Genomic DNA, 15,832 nt, shown 5'->3' with positions numbered 1-15,832 from the left:
GAGGGTTCCATGTCTTTGAATCTCGCGCGATCCCGGACGCCGCTCGTCCTCGCCCTGGGCGCCACCCTGGCGTGGGCGAGCGCAGCGACGGCCCAAGACCCGCCGCCCACCGATCCCTCGGTGCAGCCTTCCGAACTCCTGCCCTTGGCGACGAAGGCCCTGCTGCTCGACCTGGCCCGGACTAGCGCGGGCCTGTTCGCCGTTGGTGAACACGGCATCGTGCTGCGCGGCGACGACGCCGGGCACTGGACCCAGCTCAGCACGCCGACGCGCGTGGCCCTCACCAGCGTGGCCAGTGCCGACGGCGAGCTGTGGGTGGCCGGCCACTCCGGCGTGATCCTGCGCTCGAGCGACAACGGCGACACCTGGGCGCGGCAGCGGATCGACATCTGGAATCCCGAAAGCTTCGAGCCTTCGCAGGGCGCGCCGATCCTCGACCTGCTCTTCGTCGACGCCAGCACCGGCTTCGCGGTCGGCGCCTTCAGCACCCTGCTGCGCACCACCGATGGCGGCCAGACATGGGTGGCGCTCTCGTTGAAAGGCGAGGTCCCGGCCGCCGAGACCGCCCCGGCGGAGGACACAGCGCCGGCCGACGAGGGCATGGGCATGGACGACAGCGGCGTGCTGCTCGCCGGCGACCTCGTCCTCGAGGATGAAGTGGACCCGCACCTCAACGCCATCGGCCGCGATGCCGCCGGCACCCTCTACCTCGCCGGCGAGCGTGGCGCGATGTTTCGCTCGCGCGACAACGGCGACACCTGGCAGCGGCTCGGATTCCCCTACGAGGGCTCCATGTTCGGCGTCGTCGCCTGGGACGCGGGCCACGTGCTGGCCTTCGGCCTGCGCGGCAACGTCTACGAATCCACCGACGGCGGCGACAGCTGGAGCCGCCTCGACACCGGCACCGAAGTCGCCCTGATGGGCGGCACGGCGCTGCCCGGTGGCGGCGCGGTGCTGGTTGGCAACGAAGGCACCATCCTGCAGCGTGCGGACGGCGCTTCGCCGTTCGAACGCACCACCTTCCAGAACGCGGACGGCGAAACGCCGGTCCTCTCGGGTGCCATCCCCGATGCCGCGGGCGGTCTCATCCTGATCGGCGACAAGGGAGCGGACCGCCATGGCGCTCGGTAATTCCTCGGGCGACAGCGCCTTCCACCGCGCGCTGGAGCGCGTGATCTTCAACAACCGCGGGATCGTGATGGTGTTCTTCGCCATCGTGACGGTGGCGATGGCGTTCTTCGCCAGCCAGCTGCGCGTCGATGCGGGCTTCATGAAGCAGATCCCGCGCGAACACCCGTACATGTCGACCTTCGTCGAGTACATGGCGGAGTTCGGCGGCGCCAACCGCGTGCTGGTGGCGGTGGTCGCGAAGGACGGCGACATCTTCGACCAGCAGTACATGGCGACCTTGGAGAACGTGACCAAGGACGTGATGGCGATGGAGGCGACGGACGACGCGCGCGTGCGCTCGCTGTTCACGCCGAACACCCGATTCGTCGAAGTGGTCGAGGACGGCTTCGCCGGCGGCAACGTCATCCCCGACACCTTCTCGCCGAACGTCGAGGGCTACACCGCCGCGCCGGAAGACTTCGACCGCATCCGCGGCAACATCGTGAAGGCCAACATCCTAGGCCGCCTCGTCGCCCGCGACTGGTCGGCGACGATGGTGTGGGCCGAGCTGATCCCCGAAGACCAGGCGCCGGGCGGCAAGCTCGACTACCAAGTCATCGGCGACCAGCTGGAGGGCATCCGCGCCAAGTACGAGAACGACCAGTACTCGGTGCACATCATCGGCTTCGCCAAGATGGTGGACGACATCGCCGACGGCGCCGCCTCGGTGGTGATCTTCTTCGCGATCACCATCGCCTTCACCTGGCTGCTGCTGTTCATCTACTCGACCTCGGCGAAGCTCGCGACGCTGACGGTGTTCGCCTCGTTCGTGGCGGTGATCTGGATGCTCGGCGCGCTGCGCCTGCTGGGCTACGGCATCGACCCGATGAACATGCTCACGCCGTTCCTGATCTTCGCGATCGCGGTCAGCCACGGCGAACAGATGATCAACCGCTTCCGCGGCGAGATCTTCTTCGGCGGCATGGAGGACGGCAGCCCCGAGGAGCTGCGCCAGCGCCATGGCATTTCGCCGCTCGAGGCCGCGAAGGCCAGCTTCCGCATGCTGCTGATCCCGGGCACCGTCGCGCTGGCGGCGGGCTGCATCGGCTTCGCCACGATCATGCTGATCGAGATCCAGATGGTGCGCGAGCTCGCCATCACGGCGACCGTCGGCGTCGGCCTGACGGTGCTCACCAACCTCGTGCTGCTGCCGGTGCTGCTGAGCTACACCACGCTCCGCAACATGGAGAAGAAGCGCGAGTTCCGCCTCCGCCAGCTCACCCAGTTCGACAAGGTCTGGGCGGTGCTCTCGCGGCTTTCGAAGCCCGGGCCGGCGGCGATTGTCGTCGTGGCCGGCGTGGCGATCTGGTTCTTCGCCGAAGCCCACGGTGACAACGTGATGATTGGCGACGCCGAATCCGGCGTGGCCGAACTGCGCCCGGAATCGCGCTTCAACCAGGACGCCGCGCAGATCACCCAGCGCTTCGCGCTCGGCATCGACACCATCAACGTGATCGTCGAGACCAGCCCGGATGCCTGCACCAACTACCGCGTGATGGAGGTCATCGACCGCCTCTCGTGGCACCTCGCCAATGTCGAGGGCGTGCAGCAGGTGATCAGCCTGCCCATGGCCGCGAAGATCGCCAATGCAGGCTGGAACGAAGGCAACGTGCGCTGGCGCGAGCTGCCGCGCGTGCCGGACAACCTCCGCACGGCCACGCAGAGCTTCGAGACCGACACCGGCCTGCTCAATGCCGACTGCTCGGTGATGCCGGTGTCGGTGTTCCTCACCGACCACAAGGCCACGACCATCGACCGCGTGGTGAAGGCCATCAAGGACTTCCGCGAGGCCGAGGCGGAGAACGTGGCCGGCATCCGCACCGTGCTCGGCCTCGCCGAGGACGCCGCGATCCCGGACCTCGACCGCACCGGCATCCGCGAGAAGCTCGCCGAGGCGCACATGGCCGCGATGAGCGACCCGTCGGCGCCGGCGCTCAACGTCGTCAACCCGCGCATCGGCACCGGCAACGTCGGCGTGATGGCGGCGATCAACGACGAAGTGCGCGAGCAGGAGCACATCATGCTGTGGCTGCTGTACGCCGCGGTGTTCGTGATGTGCCTGCTGAGCTTCAAGAACCCGCTCGCCGCCGCCTGCATCGTGCTGCCGCTGATCCTGGTGACCGAACTCGGCCACTCGCTGATGGTGGAGCTGGACATCGGCATGAAGGTCAACACGCTCACCGTGGTGGCCCTCGGCGTCGGCATCGGCGTGGACTACGCGATCTACATCTTCGCTCGCATGCGCGAGGCCATGCTGTCGGGCAAGACGCTGTCGGAGAGCTACTTCATCGCGCTGAAGACCACCGGCATCGCGATCTTCTACACCGCGCTGACGCTGGCGGTGGGCGTGGCCACGTGGATCCTCTCCGACCTGAAGTTCCAGGCCGACATGGGCCTGATGCTGACCTTCCTGTTCGTGGTGAACATGGTGGCCGCCATCGTCTTCCTGCCGGCGCTGTGCCGTTTCCTGCTGCGCCCGACCGAGAAGGACACCTGGAAGCCGCCGGCGTAAGCCGCGGCGCTACCCGGGGCCAAAGCCCGCCGCGAGGCGGGTCGATGCAAAGACGAAGGGGCCGCGAGGCCCCTTTGTCACTTCGCGAAAGACCGCCGTGCGGAACGAAAGGAGTGTTGCGAGCGCCATGGCTTACCAGGACCAGGATCGCGATGACGCGTTGCGTGGATGGTGGCAACGCCTGACGGCGGACATGCGCTTCCCCTTCCATGCCCGCCGCGCCGACGAGGTCGGTGCGGCGGTCGTGGTGGTGTCAGGACTGGAGGCCCAGTATGGAGCGATCAAGCTTCGCTGCCTCAGCGGCGATGCAAAACGCGTGATTCTTTCGTTCGAGCAAGTCGAAGCGATTGATGCCGATCCGTCGACCATTCAGGCGATGCGGGACTGGGGTGCGGCGTTCGGCCGTTACCCCCCCGGCACGTAGTAGAGCGGCGACTCCGGCCCCAGCGGCGCACCGGTGAGCACCCACGCCACCAGCATCGCCGTCCATACCAGGCCGATGACGATCGAGTACGGCACCATGAGCGCGATCAGCGTGCCGAGGCCGGCTTTCGGACGGTACTTCTGGAACACCGCGAGGATGATCAGCAGGTAGCTGTTGAGCGGCGTCACGATGTTCACCACCGAATCGCCGATGCGGTAGGCCGCCGTCGTGAGCTCCGGGCTCATGCCGACGATCATGAACATCGGGATGAAGATCGGTGCGAGCACGCCGAACTTGCTCAGCATGCCGCTCATCGCGAAATCGCCGAACACCACCACCAGCACGAAGGCGACGACCAGCAGCGGGATCGGCAGGTCGGCGTTGAACAGCAGGCTGCCACCGGCGTAGGCGAGCATGCGGTCGAGGCCGCTGTAGCCCATGTAGGCTACGAACTGGGCGAGGAAGAACAGCATCACCAGCACCGGGACGATGCTTCGGATGCCGTGGTTCAAGGCGTCGGCGAGGTCCTGCTGGCCGCGCAGCGTGCCGGTGGCGACGCCGTAGGCGAGGCCGGGCAGCAGGAACAGGATGACGATCACCGGCACGATCACGTGCGACCAGCGCGGGCCCGGCGACTCGACGAGACGCGGCGCGCCTTCCGCGATGACGGTGAGCGGCTCGGTGGCGAGCACCACTGCATCGGCGGGGGCGTCGACGCCGGCCGGCAGCACTTGCACCGAGGTCTGCGTGAGGGCGCGCCCATTCGGCAGCGTGGGCTTGCCGTCGCCGTGCAGGGGCATGCCCGGCACCAGCACCGCCGTCGCCAGCAGGCCGAGGCCGACCACCACCGCCGCCAGCGCCATCTTCAGGCCGCGACGCTCGGTGGGCGAGAGCGCCATCGAGGCCGCCGTGTCGTCGGCGGCGCCGACCTTGTCGCCGGGATGCTGGCGTTCGAGCCGCGGCTCGACGATCACGTCGGTGACGAACCAGCCGGCGGCCATCACCGTGAACACCGAGCCGACCTTGAAGAAGTAGTTGTGCAGGATCGACACGGAGTAGTCCGGGTCGATCACCCGCGCTGCATCCTGCGCGAAGCCGGTCAGCACACCGTCGCTGCCGTTGGGGAAGAAGCCAGCGCCAAAGCCTCCGGCCACGCCGGCGAAGGCCGCGGCCATGCCGGCGATGGGGTGCCGGCCGACCGCGAGGTAGAGCGCCGCCGCCAGCGGCGGCAGGATGATGTAGCCCGCGTCGGAAGCCACCGAGGCCGTGGCGCCCAGCATCACGACCGCCGGCGTGAGCAGCCGCTTCGGCGTCAGCAGGGCGAGGCTGCGCATCAGCGCCGAGAAGAAGCCGAACTTCTCCGCGAGGCCGATGCCCAGCATGGCCACAAAGATCAGCGGCAGCGCGGGCATCTGCGCGAAGTTGCGCAGCGCCGAGGACAGCATCCAGTAGATGCCGTCGGCGGTGAGCAGCGAGCGCGGCTGGATCGGCGCGCCGCTGGCGACGAGGTCCAGAACGGGGCGGCCGCTCGCGTCGAGCACCGGCTGCTGCAGCGTGCTGCCGTCGGCCTGCAGCACGGCCTGCGTCTCCAGCACCGGCTTCACCGGCTGCACCTGCCACTCCAGCGCCGAACCGAGCGCCGAGAGCAGCACCACGACGAAGGCGAGCAGGGCGAACAGCAGGGCCGGCTCGGGCAGCTTGTTGCCGAGCCATTCGATCCAGTCGAGCACGCCGCGGCGTCGGACCGGGATCGTGGGGTCGAGGGTGTTCATGGGGAACTCCGTGTCAAAAAGAAGCCCGCACGGATGCGGGCTTCTCGAGGGCGCTGGGCCGGGCTCAGGCTTGCGGGGTGGGCGCCTGGTCGCGCGACTTCCACAGCGAGTAGACGACGCCGCCGAACAGCAGGCCGAAGGTGACGCCGAGGCTGATCTCGGCCGGCACCTTGCCGTCGAACAGCCAGTCGCCGAGGAAGATCTTGCCGCCGATGAAGATCAGCACGAAGGCCAGCGCGTACTTCAGGTAGTGGAAGCGATGGACCATCGCCGCCAGCGCGAAGTACAGGGCGCGCAGGCCGAGGATCGCGAAGATGTTCGAGGTGTAGACGATGAACGGGTCCGGGGTGATCGCGAAGATCGCCGGCACCGAGTCGATCGCGAACACCACGTCGGCGATCTCGACCAGCACGAGGCAGAGGAACAGCGGGGTGGCGAACCACATCAGCTTGCCGGTCGTCGTGTCGGGCTGCTTCACGAAGAACTTCTCGCCGTGCAGCTCCTGCGTCAGGCGCATGCGCTTCTTCAGGAAGTTCAGGGCGAAGTTGTTCGCGATGTCCGGCTCGTCGTCGATCGCGTAGAGCATCTTCACGCCGGTGGCGATCAGGATCACTGCGAAGACGTAGAGGATCCACGAGAAGTTCATCACCAGCGCGGCGCCGAGGCCGATCATGATCGCGCGCAGCACGATCACGCCGAGGATGCCCCAGAACAGCACGCGATGCTGGTAGATGCGCGGCACGGCGAAGTACGTGAAGATCATCGAGATGACGAACACGTTGTCCATCGCCAGCGCCTTCTCGACGAGGTAGCCGGTCATGTACAGCTTGACGGCTTCCCAGGCTTTTGCGTCGGGCGTGGGTAGGTTCGCGATCTGCGGGTCGATGGCCTTGTCGCCACCGTAGTTGTAGTAGATGAACCACACGGCGACGGCCCACAGCAGGCCCAGGCCGATGTAGAGCGCCGACATCCACAGGCTTTCCTTGACGCCGATCTCGTGGGCTTCCTTGTGCAGGACGCCGAGATCGAAGACGAGGATGGCGAGGACGGCGCCGAGGAAGGCGAGCCACACCCAAATAGGCATACCCAGCCAGAGGCCGGTCAACAGTTCCATGAGTTACTCCGAAGGCAGGTCGATGGGTCATCGATGCCCGGCCTCGGTGCGAGGCGTGGAGCGTCCGTGCGGCGGGCCGGTGGATCGATGAACGACTCCGACATCGCCATGCATCACGCATGACCAGAGGGGCCCGCAGTCGTGGCGATAGTGTTGTCAGCGTGGCGTGAAACGACGGTGAATCGCCGGCGGCCTGCGGCTACCGGTCGATCAGGCGCGGGCGACGGTCTGCCGCGACTTCTGCCAACTGCGCAGGGCGATGGCCAGGACGCCGCCCAGCACCATCGCGCCGCCGATCCAGAGCTTCGGGCCGGGCCGGTCGCCCCAGAAGGCCACGCCGAGCCCGATGGCCAGCACCGGAGCCAGCAACAACCACGGCGTGACCTGGGCCACCGGGTGGCGCTGCACCAGCACGTAGTAGAGCCCGTGCCCCAGCAGGGACGAGACCAAGGCCGAGTAGGCCACGCCGCTCCAGCCGATCCAGGTGCCGCCGGCCAGGCTTTGCGTCAGCGGCCCTTCGACGAGGAACGACAGGCCGAGCAGGGGGCCGACGCTGATCAGGGCGAGCCAGCCCTGCTGGCTCCAGGGTGTCTGCCCCTGCAGGCCGCGCATCATCACGGTGGCCAGGGCGAGGAAGCCCGCCGAGCACAGCATCAGCAGCAGGGACGCCGGACGGTCGAGCACCAGTGGGTCGAAGCCGAGCACCAGCACGCCGGCGAAGCTCACGGCGATGGCCAACCCCGTCCGCCACGCGAACCGTTCACCGAGCAGCCACCACGCCAGCAGCGCCGACATCGGCACATAGCTCTGCATCACGATGGCTACCGACGACAGGTCGCCGGCCAGCTTCAGCGCCCAGAAGCTCAGGCCAAAGTGCACCACGCCCAGGCCTACGCTGATGCCGAGAAGGCGCGGCCACTGCCCGGGCGCGGGAGGCTTCAGGAAAGGCCACAGCACCGCGGCCAGCAGCGCCATGCGCAGGCCGGTGAACAGCAGCGGCGGGAACTCCTGCAGCGCGTAGGCCGAGGTGAGGAAGTTGATCGCCCAGACGACGCAGACGATCGCGACCAGGCCGATGTCGCGCGGAGGAAGGGCGTTCAATAGGGAATGCCGACGCGGCGGTAGAGCTTCGAGAGCGTCCACGCCGGGCCGACCAGCAGGTAGACGAGGTCGGTGAAGAAACTCGGGCGCTTGCCCTCGATGCGATGGCCGATGAATTGCCCGATCCACGCCGCGACGAACACGACGATAGCGGTGATCAACAGCCCGCGCATGCCGATGGCGTTGGCGAGGAACCAGCACAGCGCGCCGGCACCGACGAAGGTGACCGCCGCGCCGAGGCCCAGCGTGCGCGAGCCGCGGAAGTACCACGCGGCGAGGATCGCCATCAGGAAGCCGGCGAACGCGCCGGGCTGGAACCAGGTGCCGGGCACCGGGATCGTCCACACCATCGCGATGATCGACCACAGGATCAGCGGGACGCAGACAAGGTGGATCGTCTGGTTCGTCGCGTTCTCGTGGTCGCGGCCGTAGTGCTCGAGCAGGGTGTGCAGGCGGCTCATGGGCGTGTCCTCGAGGCGCTGGTTCAGTCGATGGAGATTCCGGCGAGGCGCTGCAGCGCTTCGGCGTACTTGGCGCGCGTGACAGAAATCACTTCGGCCGGCAGCGACGGACCGGGCGCGGTCTTGTTCCAGTCCAGCGTTTCGAGGTGGTCGCGCACGTACTGCTTGTCGTAGCTCGGCGGGCTGGTGCCGACGGAGTACGTGTCCGCCGGCCAGAAGCGCGACGAATCGGGCGTGAGCATCTCGTCCATCACCACCAGCGTGCCGTCGGCGTCGAGGCCGAACTCCAGCTTGGTGTCGGCGATGATGATGCCGCGCTCTGCCGCATACGCCGCGGCGAAGCGGTAGATCGCCAGCGTGGCATCACGGACGCGCTCGGCGAGTTCGCCGCCGATGGCGGCGACCACCGCATCGAAGCTCACGTTCTCGTCGTGGTCGCCCACGGCGGCCTTGGTGCTTGGCGTGAAGATCGGCTCCGGCAGTCGTTCTGCTTGCCTGAGGCCTGTTGGCAAGGCGATGCCGCAGACCTGGCCGGTCTTCTGGTAGTCCTTCCAGCCGCTGCCGATCAGGTAGCCGCGGGCGATGGCTTCCACGGGGAGTGGCTTCAGTGCCTTCGTCACCACCGCGCGCTTGGCGTACAGCGCGGCATCGGTGCCGGGCGGCAGTACGCTGGCCACGTCGGTGCCGGTGAGGTGGTTCGGCATCAGGTGGGCGGTCTTGCCGAACCAGAAGTTCGAGATCTGGCAGAGCATCTCGCCTTTGCCGGGGATCGGGTCGGGCAGCACCACGTCGAAGGCCGAGAGCCGGTCGCTGGCCACCATCAGCAGGCGGCCACGGCCGTCCGGGCCCGGCGGCAGGTCGTAGACGTCTCGCACCTTGCCGCGGTGGCGCAGGGGCAGGGCGAGGTTCGAGGTGTGCAGGGTCGTCGACACGGCGGGCAGGGCGGCACGGGGAAGCCGCCATTGTAGCGGCGCGCTCCGGCGCTCACGGCCCGCAGGCTAGAATCCGCCGCCATGAAGCCGCTCCTCGTCGCCGCCATCGCCCTCGGCCTTCCGGCCGCGGCCCTCGCCCAGACCAGCCCGCCGGCCGGTTCGCCGCGCCTGCCGCCGGCCACGGCGCCGTCGCCTGTGGCCGCGGCGAAGCCCCCCCAGCTCGGCCTCTGCGTGGCCTGCCACGGCGAGAACGGCACGGCGCGCCAGCCCGGCACGCCGCATCTTGGTGGCCAAGACGAGGCCTACCTTGCGCTGGCCTTGAACGCCTACCGCGATGGCAGCCGCAAAGCAGCGGCGATGAACGCCATCAGCAATGCGCTGCAGCCCGACGACATCGAGGCCCTCGCACGCTGGTATGCGTCGCAGCCGGGCTTCCGCCCGCCGGCGGAGCGCTGAGATGCGCTGGTACGGCACGATCCTCGGTTTCCTCGCCGGCTGGCTGCTCCTGCGGCACCCCGCCGGTGGCGTGCTCGGCGCGCTGATCGGCATGGGCTTCGACCGCGGCTGGTTCCGCCGCGGCGGGCCGGACCCCTACATGGTGCTCGACGTCGACCCGAGTGCCGACGACGAGACCATCCGCCGCGCGTGGCAGCGGCTGGTGTCGCAGTACCACCCGGACAAGCTCGAAGGCGTGGCGCCTGAACTCCGATCGCAGGCCGACGAGAAACTGCGCGAGATCAATCGCGCCTACGACCTCATCCAGCAGCGGCGACGCGAGCGCTGAGCGCCGCCCACGCCGTTCCTATCTTCTCCGCGTCGTCCCCGGGACTCCCATGTCGAACTGCGTCATCGCCCCGTCCATCCTCTCCGCCGACTTCGCCCGCCTCGGCGATGAGGTGAACGCCGTGCTGAAGGCCGGCGCCGACTGGGTGCACTTCGACGTGATGGACAACCACTACGTGCCGAACCTGACCATCGGCCCGCTGGTCTGCGAAGCGCTGCGCAAGCACGGCATCACCGCGCCGATCGACGTGCACCTGATGGTCGAGCCGGTCGACCGCATCGTCCCGGACTTCGCCAAGGCCGGCGCGTCGGTGATCAGCTTCCATCCCGAAGCCAGCCGCCACGTCGACCGCACCATCCAGCTCATCAAGTCCCACGGCTGCCAGGCTGGCCTCGTGCTGAACCCGGCCACGCCGCTCGAGGTCCTCGACTACACGCTGGACAACCTCGACCTCGTGCTGGTGATGAGCGTGAACCCCGGTTTCGGCGGCCAGAGCTTCATCGATTCGGCGCTGCGCAAGATCGAGGCGATCCGCAAGCGCATCGATTCAAGCGGCAAGCCCATCCGCCTCGAAGTGGACGGTGGCGTCAAGGCCGACAACATCGGCCGCATCGCCGCCGCGGGCGCCGATACCTTCGTCGCCGGCTCGGCCATCTTCAATGCGCCGGACTATGCCGGCGTCATCGCGAAGATGCGTGCCGAAGTGGCCGCCGCCCGCGGCTGAGCCGCAACGGCGGGCGACCTCGGCATCGCTGGGCGGTGTCGGCACGCGGCCGAGGAATCGCGCCAAGGCCAGCGCGGCATCGCGGGGCGGTTCACCGAAGTGCGCGCCGCGGGGCAGCGCGGCGCCGGGGGGCAGTTCGATCTCGAGGCTCATCAGGGTGGTCCTTCAGCGGGGGTCGGTGGCGCGCAGCACGAACAGGGTGGCGAAACACAGGCCGAGTCCGAGCCAGAGGGCGCCGCGTTCGGCGCGGAATCGGGGTGAGGCGGTGACGCGATGCTCGCGCCCCAGCGGGGCGCTTCGGAAAGTCAGTCTGGGCATGGGTAGCATCCTCCGTGAATCGCATTTCATCCGTGCGATATGCCGTGTATCGGCCGCCTCGCGGCGGGCTTGGGACGTGTCATGGCAAATCGCGGGCAGCGCCCTCCGGCCCGGGAAAGCGCCGCTAGACTGGCCGCCATGACCCACGCCATCGCCATCGTCGAAGACGAACCCGCCATCCGCGACAACTACGCCGAAGCCCTGCGAAAGCACGGTTTCGCGGTGTCGGCCTACGCCTCGCGGCCGGAAGCCCGTGCCGCATTCGCCGCCAAGCTGCCTGACCTCGTGATGATCGACGTCGGCCTCGGCGACGAGCTGGAAGGCGGTTATGACCTCTGCCGCGAGCTGCGCGCGCGTTCGGCCAGCCTGCCGATCCTCTTCCTCACCGCGCGCGATTCCGAGCTCGACGTGATCTCCGGCCTGCGCCTCGGGGCCGACGACTACCTGAGCAAGGGCGTCTCGCTGCCGCACATCACCGCGCGCATCCATGCGCTGCTGCGTCGTGTCGAAGCGCTGCGCGCGCCGGCGACGCGCGATTCGGTGATCGTCCTGCGTGACTTGAAGCTGGAGTTCGAACGCATGCAGGTGAGCTGGAACGGCGAAGCGGTGCCGCTCACCGTCACCGAGTTCTGGATCGTGCACGCGCTGGTGCGCCATCCAGGGCACGTGAAGAACCGCGAGCAGCTGATGCGCGAGGCGCAGGTCGTCGTCGACGACGCCACGGTGACCTCGCACATCAAGCGCATCCGCCGGAAGTTCCAGGCCCTCGACGTCGCGTTCGACGAGGTCGACACCGTGCACGGCGCCGGCTACCGCTGGCGGCCATGAGCGGCGCCCGCCGCGCCCCGCAGATGACGCCCCGCGCGTGCGATTGAGCCTGCGCCGCCAGCTCCTGCTGCTCGCGCTGATCGTGCTGGTGCTGCCGTGGGCGGCATGGCAAGCGCTGGTGCAGATGGAGAACCTGCTTCGGCAGGGCCAGCAGCAGGCGCTGGAGGCCTCGGGCGAAGCGGTGGCGCGCAGCCTGGCGTTGCGGCCGGCCCTTCTGCCGCCCGCGGCACCCTCCCTGCCGGTGCACGCGTTGGCGGCCTCCCCGCGTCTCGATGGCGATGTCAGCGATTGGGGTGACATCGCGTCGCCGCTGGAAACGGAGGCCGCGCTGCCGGGCGTGCGCTTCGCGGTGGGGCATTACAACGAACGCCGGCTGGTCTTCATCGCCGTCGACGACGTGACGCCGCAGCGCGGCGAAGCGCATTGGCCCGGCGATCTCGCGATCGATGCAGTCCTGCTCGAACTCGACACCAGCCTTGGCCCGATGCGCCTGAAGCTGGCCGCGCGGGCCGATGGCAGCACGCGTGCTGCGTCAGCGGACGGCAGTGCCGCACCGGTGCTCGCGGAAGGCGGCTGGCGCGAAACCGCGGGCGGCTACGCCGTCGAACTCGCCTTGCCGCAGGGGCTGTCGCTAGACGCGTTGCGGATCATCCGCCGCGATGCCGACGGGGGCGGTGGCGACACCGAATCCGCCTCGCCGCGCTTCGCCTTGTACCGTCCGTCGCCGCGCCTGCAGCGCGAGCTCGGTGCACTGCTGCCCGACGACGTGCGTGCCGTGGTGCTCGATGGCCGCGGCTGGGCGCTGGCCGCGGACGGCGCCTTGCGCGCGGACGCCGCGGGTGACGACGTGCTGTCGTGGCGGCGATTGCTTTACCGGGCGATGCTCGACGCCGCGGAGCTCGAGGCCTTCGCCGCCGAAGCCTCGCCGCTGCGCGACGACCGGCCGGAGCGGCTCGCCGCGGTGCAGGGCCGGGTGGAATCGCGCTGGCGCCGCGATCCGCAGGGCACGCGGCTGATCCTCAGCAGCGCGGTGCCCGTGCGCGTCGACGGCGAGGTCCGCGCGGTGCTGCGGCTCGACCGCAGCAATGCCGAAGCCCTGCTGCTGGCCGATCGGGCCGCGGCGCATCTGCTGGGCCTGACCCTGCTCGCCTTCCTCGCTTCCGGCGGCGTCGCCTTCCTGTTCGCCACGCGGCTCTCGCAGCGCATCCGCCGCCTCCGCGATGCCGCCGAGCAGGCGCTCGACCGTAGCGGCGAGGTGCGCCGGTTCGAGGTGTCCACGGCGCGCGACGAGATCGGCGACCTGTCGCGAAGCTTCTCGCAGCTGCTCGACGAGATCGCGGCCTACACCAGCTACCTTCGCTCGCTGTCGTCGAAGCTTTCGCATGAGCTGCAGACGCCGTTGGCCATCGTCCGCAGCTCCCTCGACAACCTCGATCTCGCCGCATTGCCGGCCGACGCGCGGCCCTATGTCGCCCGCGCCCGCGACGGCGTCGAGCGCATGGGGCAGCTGGTACGCACGATGAGCGAGGCCACGCGCATCGAACACGCCATCTCCGCGGCGGAGCACGAGGCCTTCGACCTCGCGCGTCTCCTCGCGGACGTCGGTGAGGGCTACCGCGACATGCTGGCACCGCGACGCCTGCGTTTGGACGGCCTCGAAGCACCGTGTCTGTTCCACGGTTCGCCCGAGCTTCTGGTGCAGGCGCTCGACAAACTGATCGACAACGCCCGCGGCTTCACCCCCGACGACGGCGAGATCGGCATCGCCCTGAAGCGCCAGGCGCGCGAGCTGCTGGTCGAAGTCCGGAACACGGGGCCGAAGTTGCCGGAAGCGATGCGCCACCGCCTGTTCGATTCGCTGGTCTCGCTGCGCGACCGCTCGCGCGGCGCCGACGGCGCCGTCCACCTCGGTTTCGGCCTGCACGTGGTGAAGCTGGTGGCCGCGGCCCATGGCGGCGGGGCCGAGGCGGACAACCTCGAGGACGGCAGCGGCGTGGTGTTCCGCCTGCGCCTGCCGTGGCGGCGCGCGCCGGGGGGCGAGGGCGCTCGGTCCTGATCGGGGTGGTTGGGGCCGTCCGTGGCCCCCGTTTCGTCCCTGGCTATGCGCGGCGAAGTCTGGCGCCACACCATGACAGTTCGTCGGGGCCGCGCTGGCATACTGCGGGGCCCTCCGATCCGCGGCCCTTGCCGCTCGCGACGCATCAATGAATCCCGCTGAATTCGCCCGCCTCGCCGCCCAAGGCCACAACCGCATCCCGGTCGTGCGCGAGGTGCTCTCCGACCTCGACACGCCGCTGTCGGTGTACCTGAAACTCGTCGACGGCCCGAACGCCTACCTGTTCGAATCGGTCGAGGGCGGCGAGAACTGGGGCCGCTACAGCATCATCGGGCTGCCGGCGCGCCGCACCTGGACGGTGCATGGGCACACGCTCAGCACGCGCGAGTTCGGCGAAGTCGTCGAGACCCGCGAGCTGGCCGATCCGCTGGGTGAAGTCGAGCGCCTGCGCGCGTCGTACTCGGTGCCGCGCATCGACGGCCTGCCGGGCTTCACCGGCGGCCTCGTCGGCTGGTTCGGCTTCGAGTGCATCGGCTACATCGAGCCGAAGCTCGCCAAGCCCGTCGCGCCCGACCACCTCGGCACCCCCGAGATCTTCCTGATGCTCAGCGAAGAGCTCGCGGTGTTCGACAACCTCAAGGGCAAGCTCTACCTCGTCGTGCATGCCGATCCGGCCGAGCCGCAGGCGCTGGCCCGCGCGCAGGCGCGGCTCGATTCGCTGGTGCACCGGCTGCGGCACGCCGGCGCCAGCTATCCCGACGTGCTCGACGCGGGCGTCGTCGATGAATCGGATTTCGTCAGCGGCTTCAGCAAGGAAGGCTTCAAGGCCGCGGTGCTGAAGGCCAAGGACTACATTGCCGCCGGTGATGCCTTCCAGGTGGTGCTGAGCCAGCGTCTGTCGATCCCCTTCAAGGCGCGGCCGGTCGACGTCTACCGCGCGCTGCGGGCGCTGAACCCCTCGCCCTACATGTATTTCCTCGACACCGGCGCGCTGCAGGTGGTCGGCTCGTCGCCGGAGATCCTCGTGCGCCAGCAGCAGGGCACGGTCACGGTGCGCCCGATCGCCGGCACGCGGCCGCGTGGCGCGACGGTGGACGCGGACAAGGCGCTGGAGGCCGAACTGCTCGCCGACCCGAAGGAGCGCGCCGAGCACCTGATGCTGATCGACCTCGGCCGCAACGATGCCGGCCGCGTCAGCGAGGCGGGCAGCGTTCGCGTGCCCGAGCAGTTCGTCATCGAGCGCTACAGCCACGTCATGCACATCGTATCGGAAGTGCAGGGTCGCTTGAAGGACGGCCTGTCGTATGCCGACGTGCTGAAGGCGACGTTCCCAGCCGGCACGGTGAGTGGCGCGCCGAAGATCCGCGCGCTCGAGATCATCCGCGAGCTCGAACCGCACCAGCGCAACATCTACGCCGGTGCCGTGGGCTACGTGAACTGGTGGGGCGACGCCGACACCGCCATTGCCATCCGCACCGCGGTGATCACCAACGGCCAGCTTCACGTGCAGGCGGGTGCCGGCATCGTCTTCGACTCCGACCCCGAGAAGGAGTGGGAGGAGACGATGAACAAGAGCCGCGCGCTGTTCCGCGCCGTGGCGCAGGCGGCGAAGGGGCTGTAAGGCCGCGCGCGGAGC

15 protein-coding genes are annotated in these 15,832 nt (G+C 69.0%); 9 read left to right on the top strand and 6 right to left on the bottom strand.

What is annotated here, in order from left to right; genetic code table 11:
- The first annotated feature begins 9 nt into the window (after positions 1-9).
- From O9280_RS01515 to O9280_RS01505, 3 genes are all read left to right on the top strand, one after another.
- Positions 10-1,131, top strand: coding sequence for a YCF48-related protein (locus O9280_RS01515; RefSeq protein WP_298337941.1), 1,122 nt, complete (start codon positions 10-12; stop codon positions 1,129-1,131).
- Entirely contained in the window at positions 1,118-3,682 is a 2,565-nt protein-coding gene (locus tag O9280_RS01510; RefSeq protein ID WP_298337939.1) for an MMPL family transporter, read from the top strand. Before O9280_RS01515 ends, O9280_RS01510 begins: the two co-directional genes overlap by 14 nt.
- 127 nt (positions 3,683-3,809) lie before the next feature.
- Positions 3,810-4,106, top strand: a complete 297-nt coding sequence (locus O9280_RS01505) for a calcium-binding protein (RefSeq protein WP_298337936.1) — start codon at positions 3,810-3,812, stop codon at positions 4,104-4,106.
- Here the strand turns inward: O9280_RS01505 and O9280_RS01500 are convergent.
- From O9280_RS01500 to O9280_RS01480, 5 genes are all read right to left on the bottom strand, one after another.
- A complete protein-coding gene (locus O9280_RS01500; protein ID WP_298337934.1) occupies positions 4,088-5,878 on the bottom strand; it encodes an AbgT family transporter in 1,791 nt (596 codons plus the stop codon). The genes O9280_RS01505 and O9280_RS01500 overlap by 19 nt on opposite strands.
- A 64-nt stretch (positions 5,879-5,942) precedes the next feature.
- Entirely contained in the window at positions 5,943-6,992 is a 1,050-nt protein-coding gene (locus tag O9280_RS01495; protein ID WP_298337932.1) for a TerC family protein, read from the bottom strand.
- A 210-nt stretch (positions 6,993-7,202) separates the two neighbouring features.
- On the bottom strand, positions 7,203-8,093 hold the full coding sequence (locus O9280_RS01490) for a DMT family transporter (RefSeq protein WP_298337930.1): 891 nt from the start codon (positions 8,091-8,093) through the stop codon (positions 7,203-7,205).
- The gene (locus O9280_RS01485) at positions 8,090-8,554 is read right to left on the bottom strand and encodes an Mpo1-like protein (RefSeq protein ID WP_298337928.1); all 465 of its coding nucleotides are present in this window, start codon (positions 8,552-8,554) and stop codon (positions 8,090-8,092) included. Before O9280_RS01485 ends, O9280_RS01490 begins: the two co-directional genes overlap by 4 nt.
- 23 nt (positions 8,555-8,577) lie before the next feature.
- Complete coding sequence (locus O9280_RS01480) at positions 8,578-9,486, bottom strand: phosphoribosylaminoimidazolesuccinocarboxamide synthase (RefSeq protein WP_298337926.1); 909 nt, start codon at positions 9,484-9,486, stop codon at positions 8,578-8,580.
- A gap of 81 nt (positions 9,487-9,567) precedes the next feature.
- Between O9280_RS01480 and O9280_RS01475 the strand changes: the two genes are divergently transcribed.
- The 3 genes from O9280_RS01475 to rpe are packed head-to-tail and all read left to right on the top strand — an operon-like array spanning position 9,568 to position 10,994.
- Entirely contained in the window at positions 9,568-9,942 is a 375-nt protein-coding gene (locus O9280_RS01475; protein WP_298337924.1) for a c-type cytochrome, read from the top strand.
- Between the two features lies 1 nt (position 9,943).
- On the top strand, positions 9,944-10,270 hold the full coding sequence (locus O9280_RS01470) for a J domain-containing protein (protein WP_297865144.1): 327 nt from the start codon (positions 9,944-9,946) through the stop codon (positions 10,268-10,270).
- A 49-nt stretch (positions 10,271-10,319) separates the two neighbouring features.
- Positions 10,320-10,994, top strand: a complete 675-nt coding sequence (gene rpe / locus O9280_RS01465; RefSeq protein WP_298337922.1) for a ribulose-phosphate 3-epimerase — start codon at positions 10,320-10,322, stop codon at positions 10,992-10,994.
- 165 nt (positions 10,995-11,159) lie between these two features.
- Here the strand turns inward: rpe and O9280_RS01460 are convergent, their stop codons facing one another.
- Complete coding sequence (locus O9280_RS01460) at positions 11,160-11,312, bottom strand: hypothetical protein (RefSeq protein ID WP_298337919.1); 153 nt, start codon at positions 11,310-11,312, stop codon at positions 11,160-11,162.
- 138 nt (positions 11,313-11,450) lie between these two features.
- On the opposite strand from O9280_RS01460, the gene pdsR reads away from it, so the two are divergent.
- The 3 genes from pdsR to trpE all read left to right on the top strand — a co-directional run bounded on the left by pdsR (position 11,451) and on the right by trpE (position 15,817).
- Positions 11,451-12,140 (top strand): proteobacterial dedicated sortase system response regulator, encoded by a 690-nt coding sequence (gene pdsR / locus O9280_RS01455; RefSeq protein ID WP_298337917.1) that lies wholly within the window; start codon positions 11,451-11,453, stop codon positions 12,138-12,140.
- 43 nt (positions 12,141-12,183) lie between these two features.
- A complete protein-coding gene (locus O9280_RS01450; protein WP_298337915.1) occupies positions 12,184-14,196 on the top strand; it encodes an ATP-binding protein in 2,013 nt (670 codons plus the stop codon).
- 148 nt (positions 14,197-14,344) lie between these two features.
- The gene (gene trpE / locus O9280_RS01445; protein WP_298337913.1) at positions 14,345-15,817 is read left to right on the top strand and encodes an anthranilate synthase component I; all 1,473 of its coding nucleotides are present in this window, start codon (positions 14,345-14,347) and stop codon (positions 15,815-15,817) included.
- The last annotated feature ends 15 nt before the right edge of the window (positions 15,818-15,832 follow it).

This window comes from Silanimonas sp. (genome assembly GCF_027531545.1).
GTDB lineage: Bacteria > Pseudomonadota > Gammaproteobacteria > Xanthomonadales > Xanthomonadaceae > Silanimonas.
The sequence above is the reverse complement of the archived record's forward strand: the minus strand, read 5'-3'. Positions and strand labels throughout refer to the sequence as shown.

Excerpts from the sequence above, each read along its gene's own strand:
- O9280_RS01475 (WP_298337924.1), top strand. The coding sequence starts at position 9,568 with ATGAAGCCGCTCCTCGTCGCCGCCATCGCCCTCGGCCTTCCGGCCGCG.
- O9280_RS01495 (WP_298337932.1), bottom strand. The coding sequence starts at position 6,992 with ATGGAACTGTTGACCGGCCTCTGGCTGGGTATGCCTATTTGGGTGTGG.
- O9280_RS01500 (WP_298337934.1), bottom strand. The coding sequence starts at position 5,878 with ATGAACACCCTCGACCCCACGATCCCGGTCCGACGCCGCGGCGTGCTC.
- O9280_RS01515 (WP_298337941.1), top strand. The coding sequence starts at position 10 with ATGTCTTTGAATCTCGCGCGATCCCGGACGCCGCTCGTCCTCGCCCTG.
- O9280_RS01460 (WP_298337919.1), bottom strand. The coding sequence starts at position 11,312 with ATGCCCAGACTGACTTTCCGAAGCGCCCCGCTGGGGCGCGAGCATCGC.
- O9280_RS01510 (WP_298337939.1), top strand. The coding sequence starts at position 1,118 with ATGGCGCTCGGTAATTCCTCGGGCGACAGCGCCTTCCACCGCGCGCTG.
- O9280_RS01485 (WP_298337928.1), bottom strand. The coding sequence starts at position 8,554 with ATGAGCCGCCTGCACACCCTGCTCGAGCACTACGGCCGCGACCACGAG.
- trpE (WP_298337913.1), top strand. The coding sequence starts at position 14,345 with ATGAATCCCGCTGAATTCGCCCGCCTCGCCGCCCAAGGCCACAACCGC.
- O9280_RS01505 (WP_298337936.1), top strand. The coding sequence starts at position 3,810 with ATGGCTTACCAGGACCAGGATCGCGATGACGCGTTGCGTGGATGGTGG.
- rpe (WP_298337922.1), top strand. The coding sequence starts at position 10,320 with ATGTCGAACTGCGTCATCGCCCCGTCCATCCTCTCCGCCGACTTCGCC.
- O9280_RS01470 (WP_297865144.1), top strand. The coding sequence starts at position 9,944 with ATGCGCTGGTACGGCACGATCCTCGGTTTCCTCGCCGGCTGGCTGCTC.
- pdsR (WP_298337917.1), top strand. The coding sequence starts at position 11,451 with ATGACCCACGCCATCGCCATCGTCGAAGACGAACCCGCCATCCGCGAC.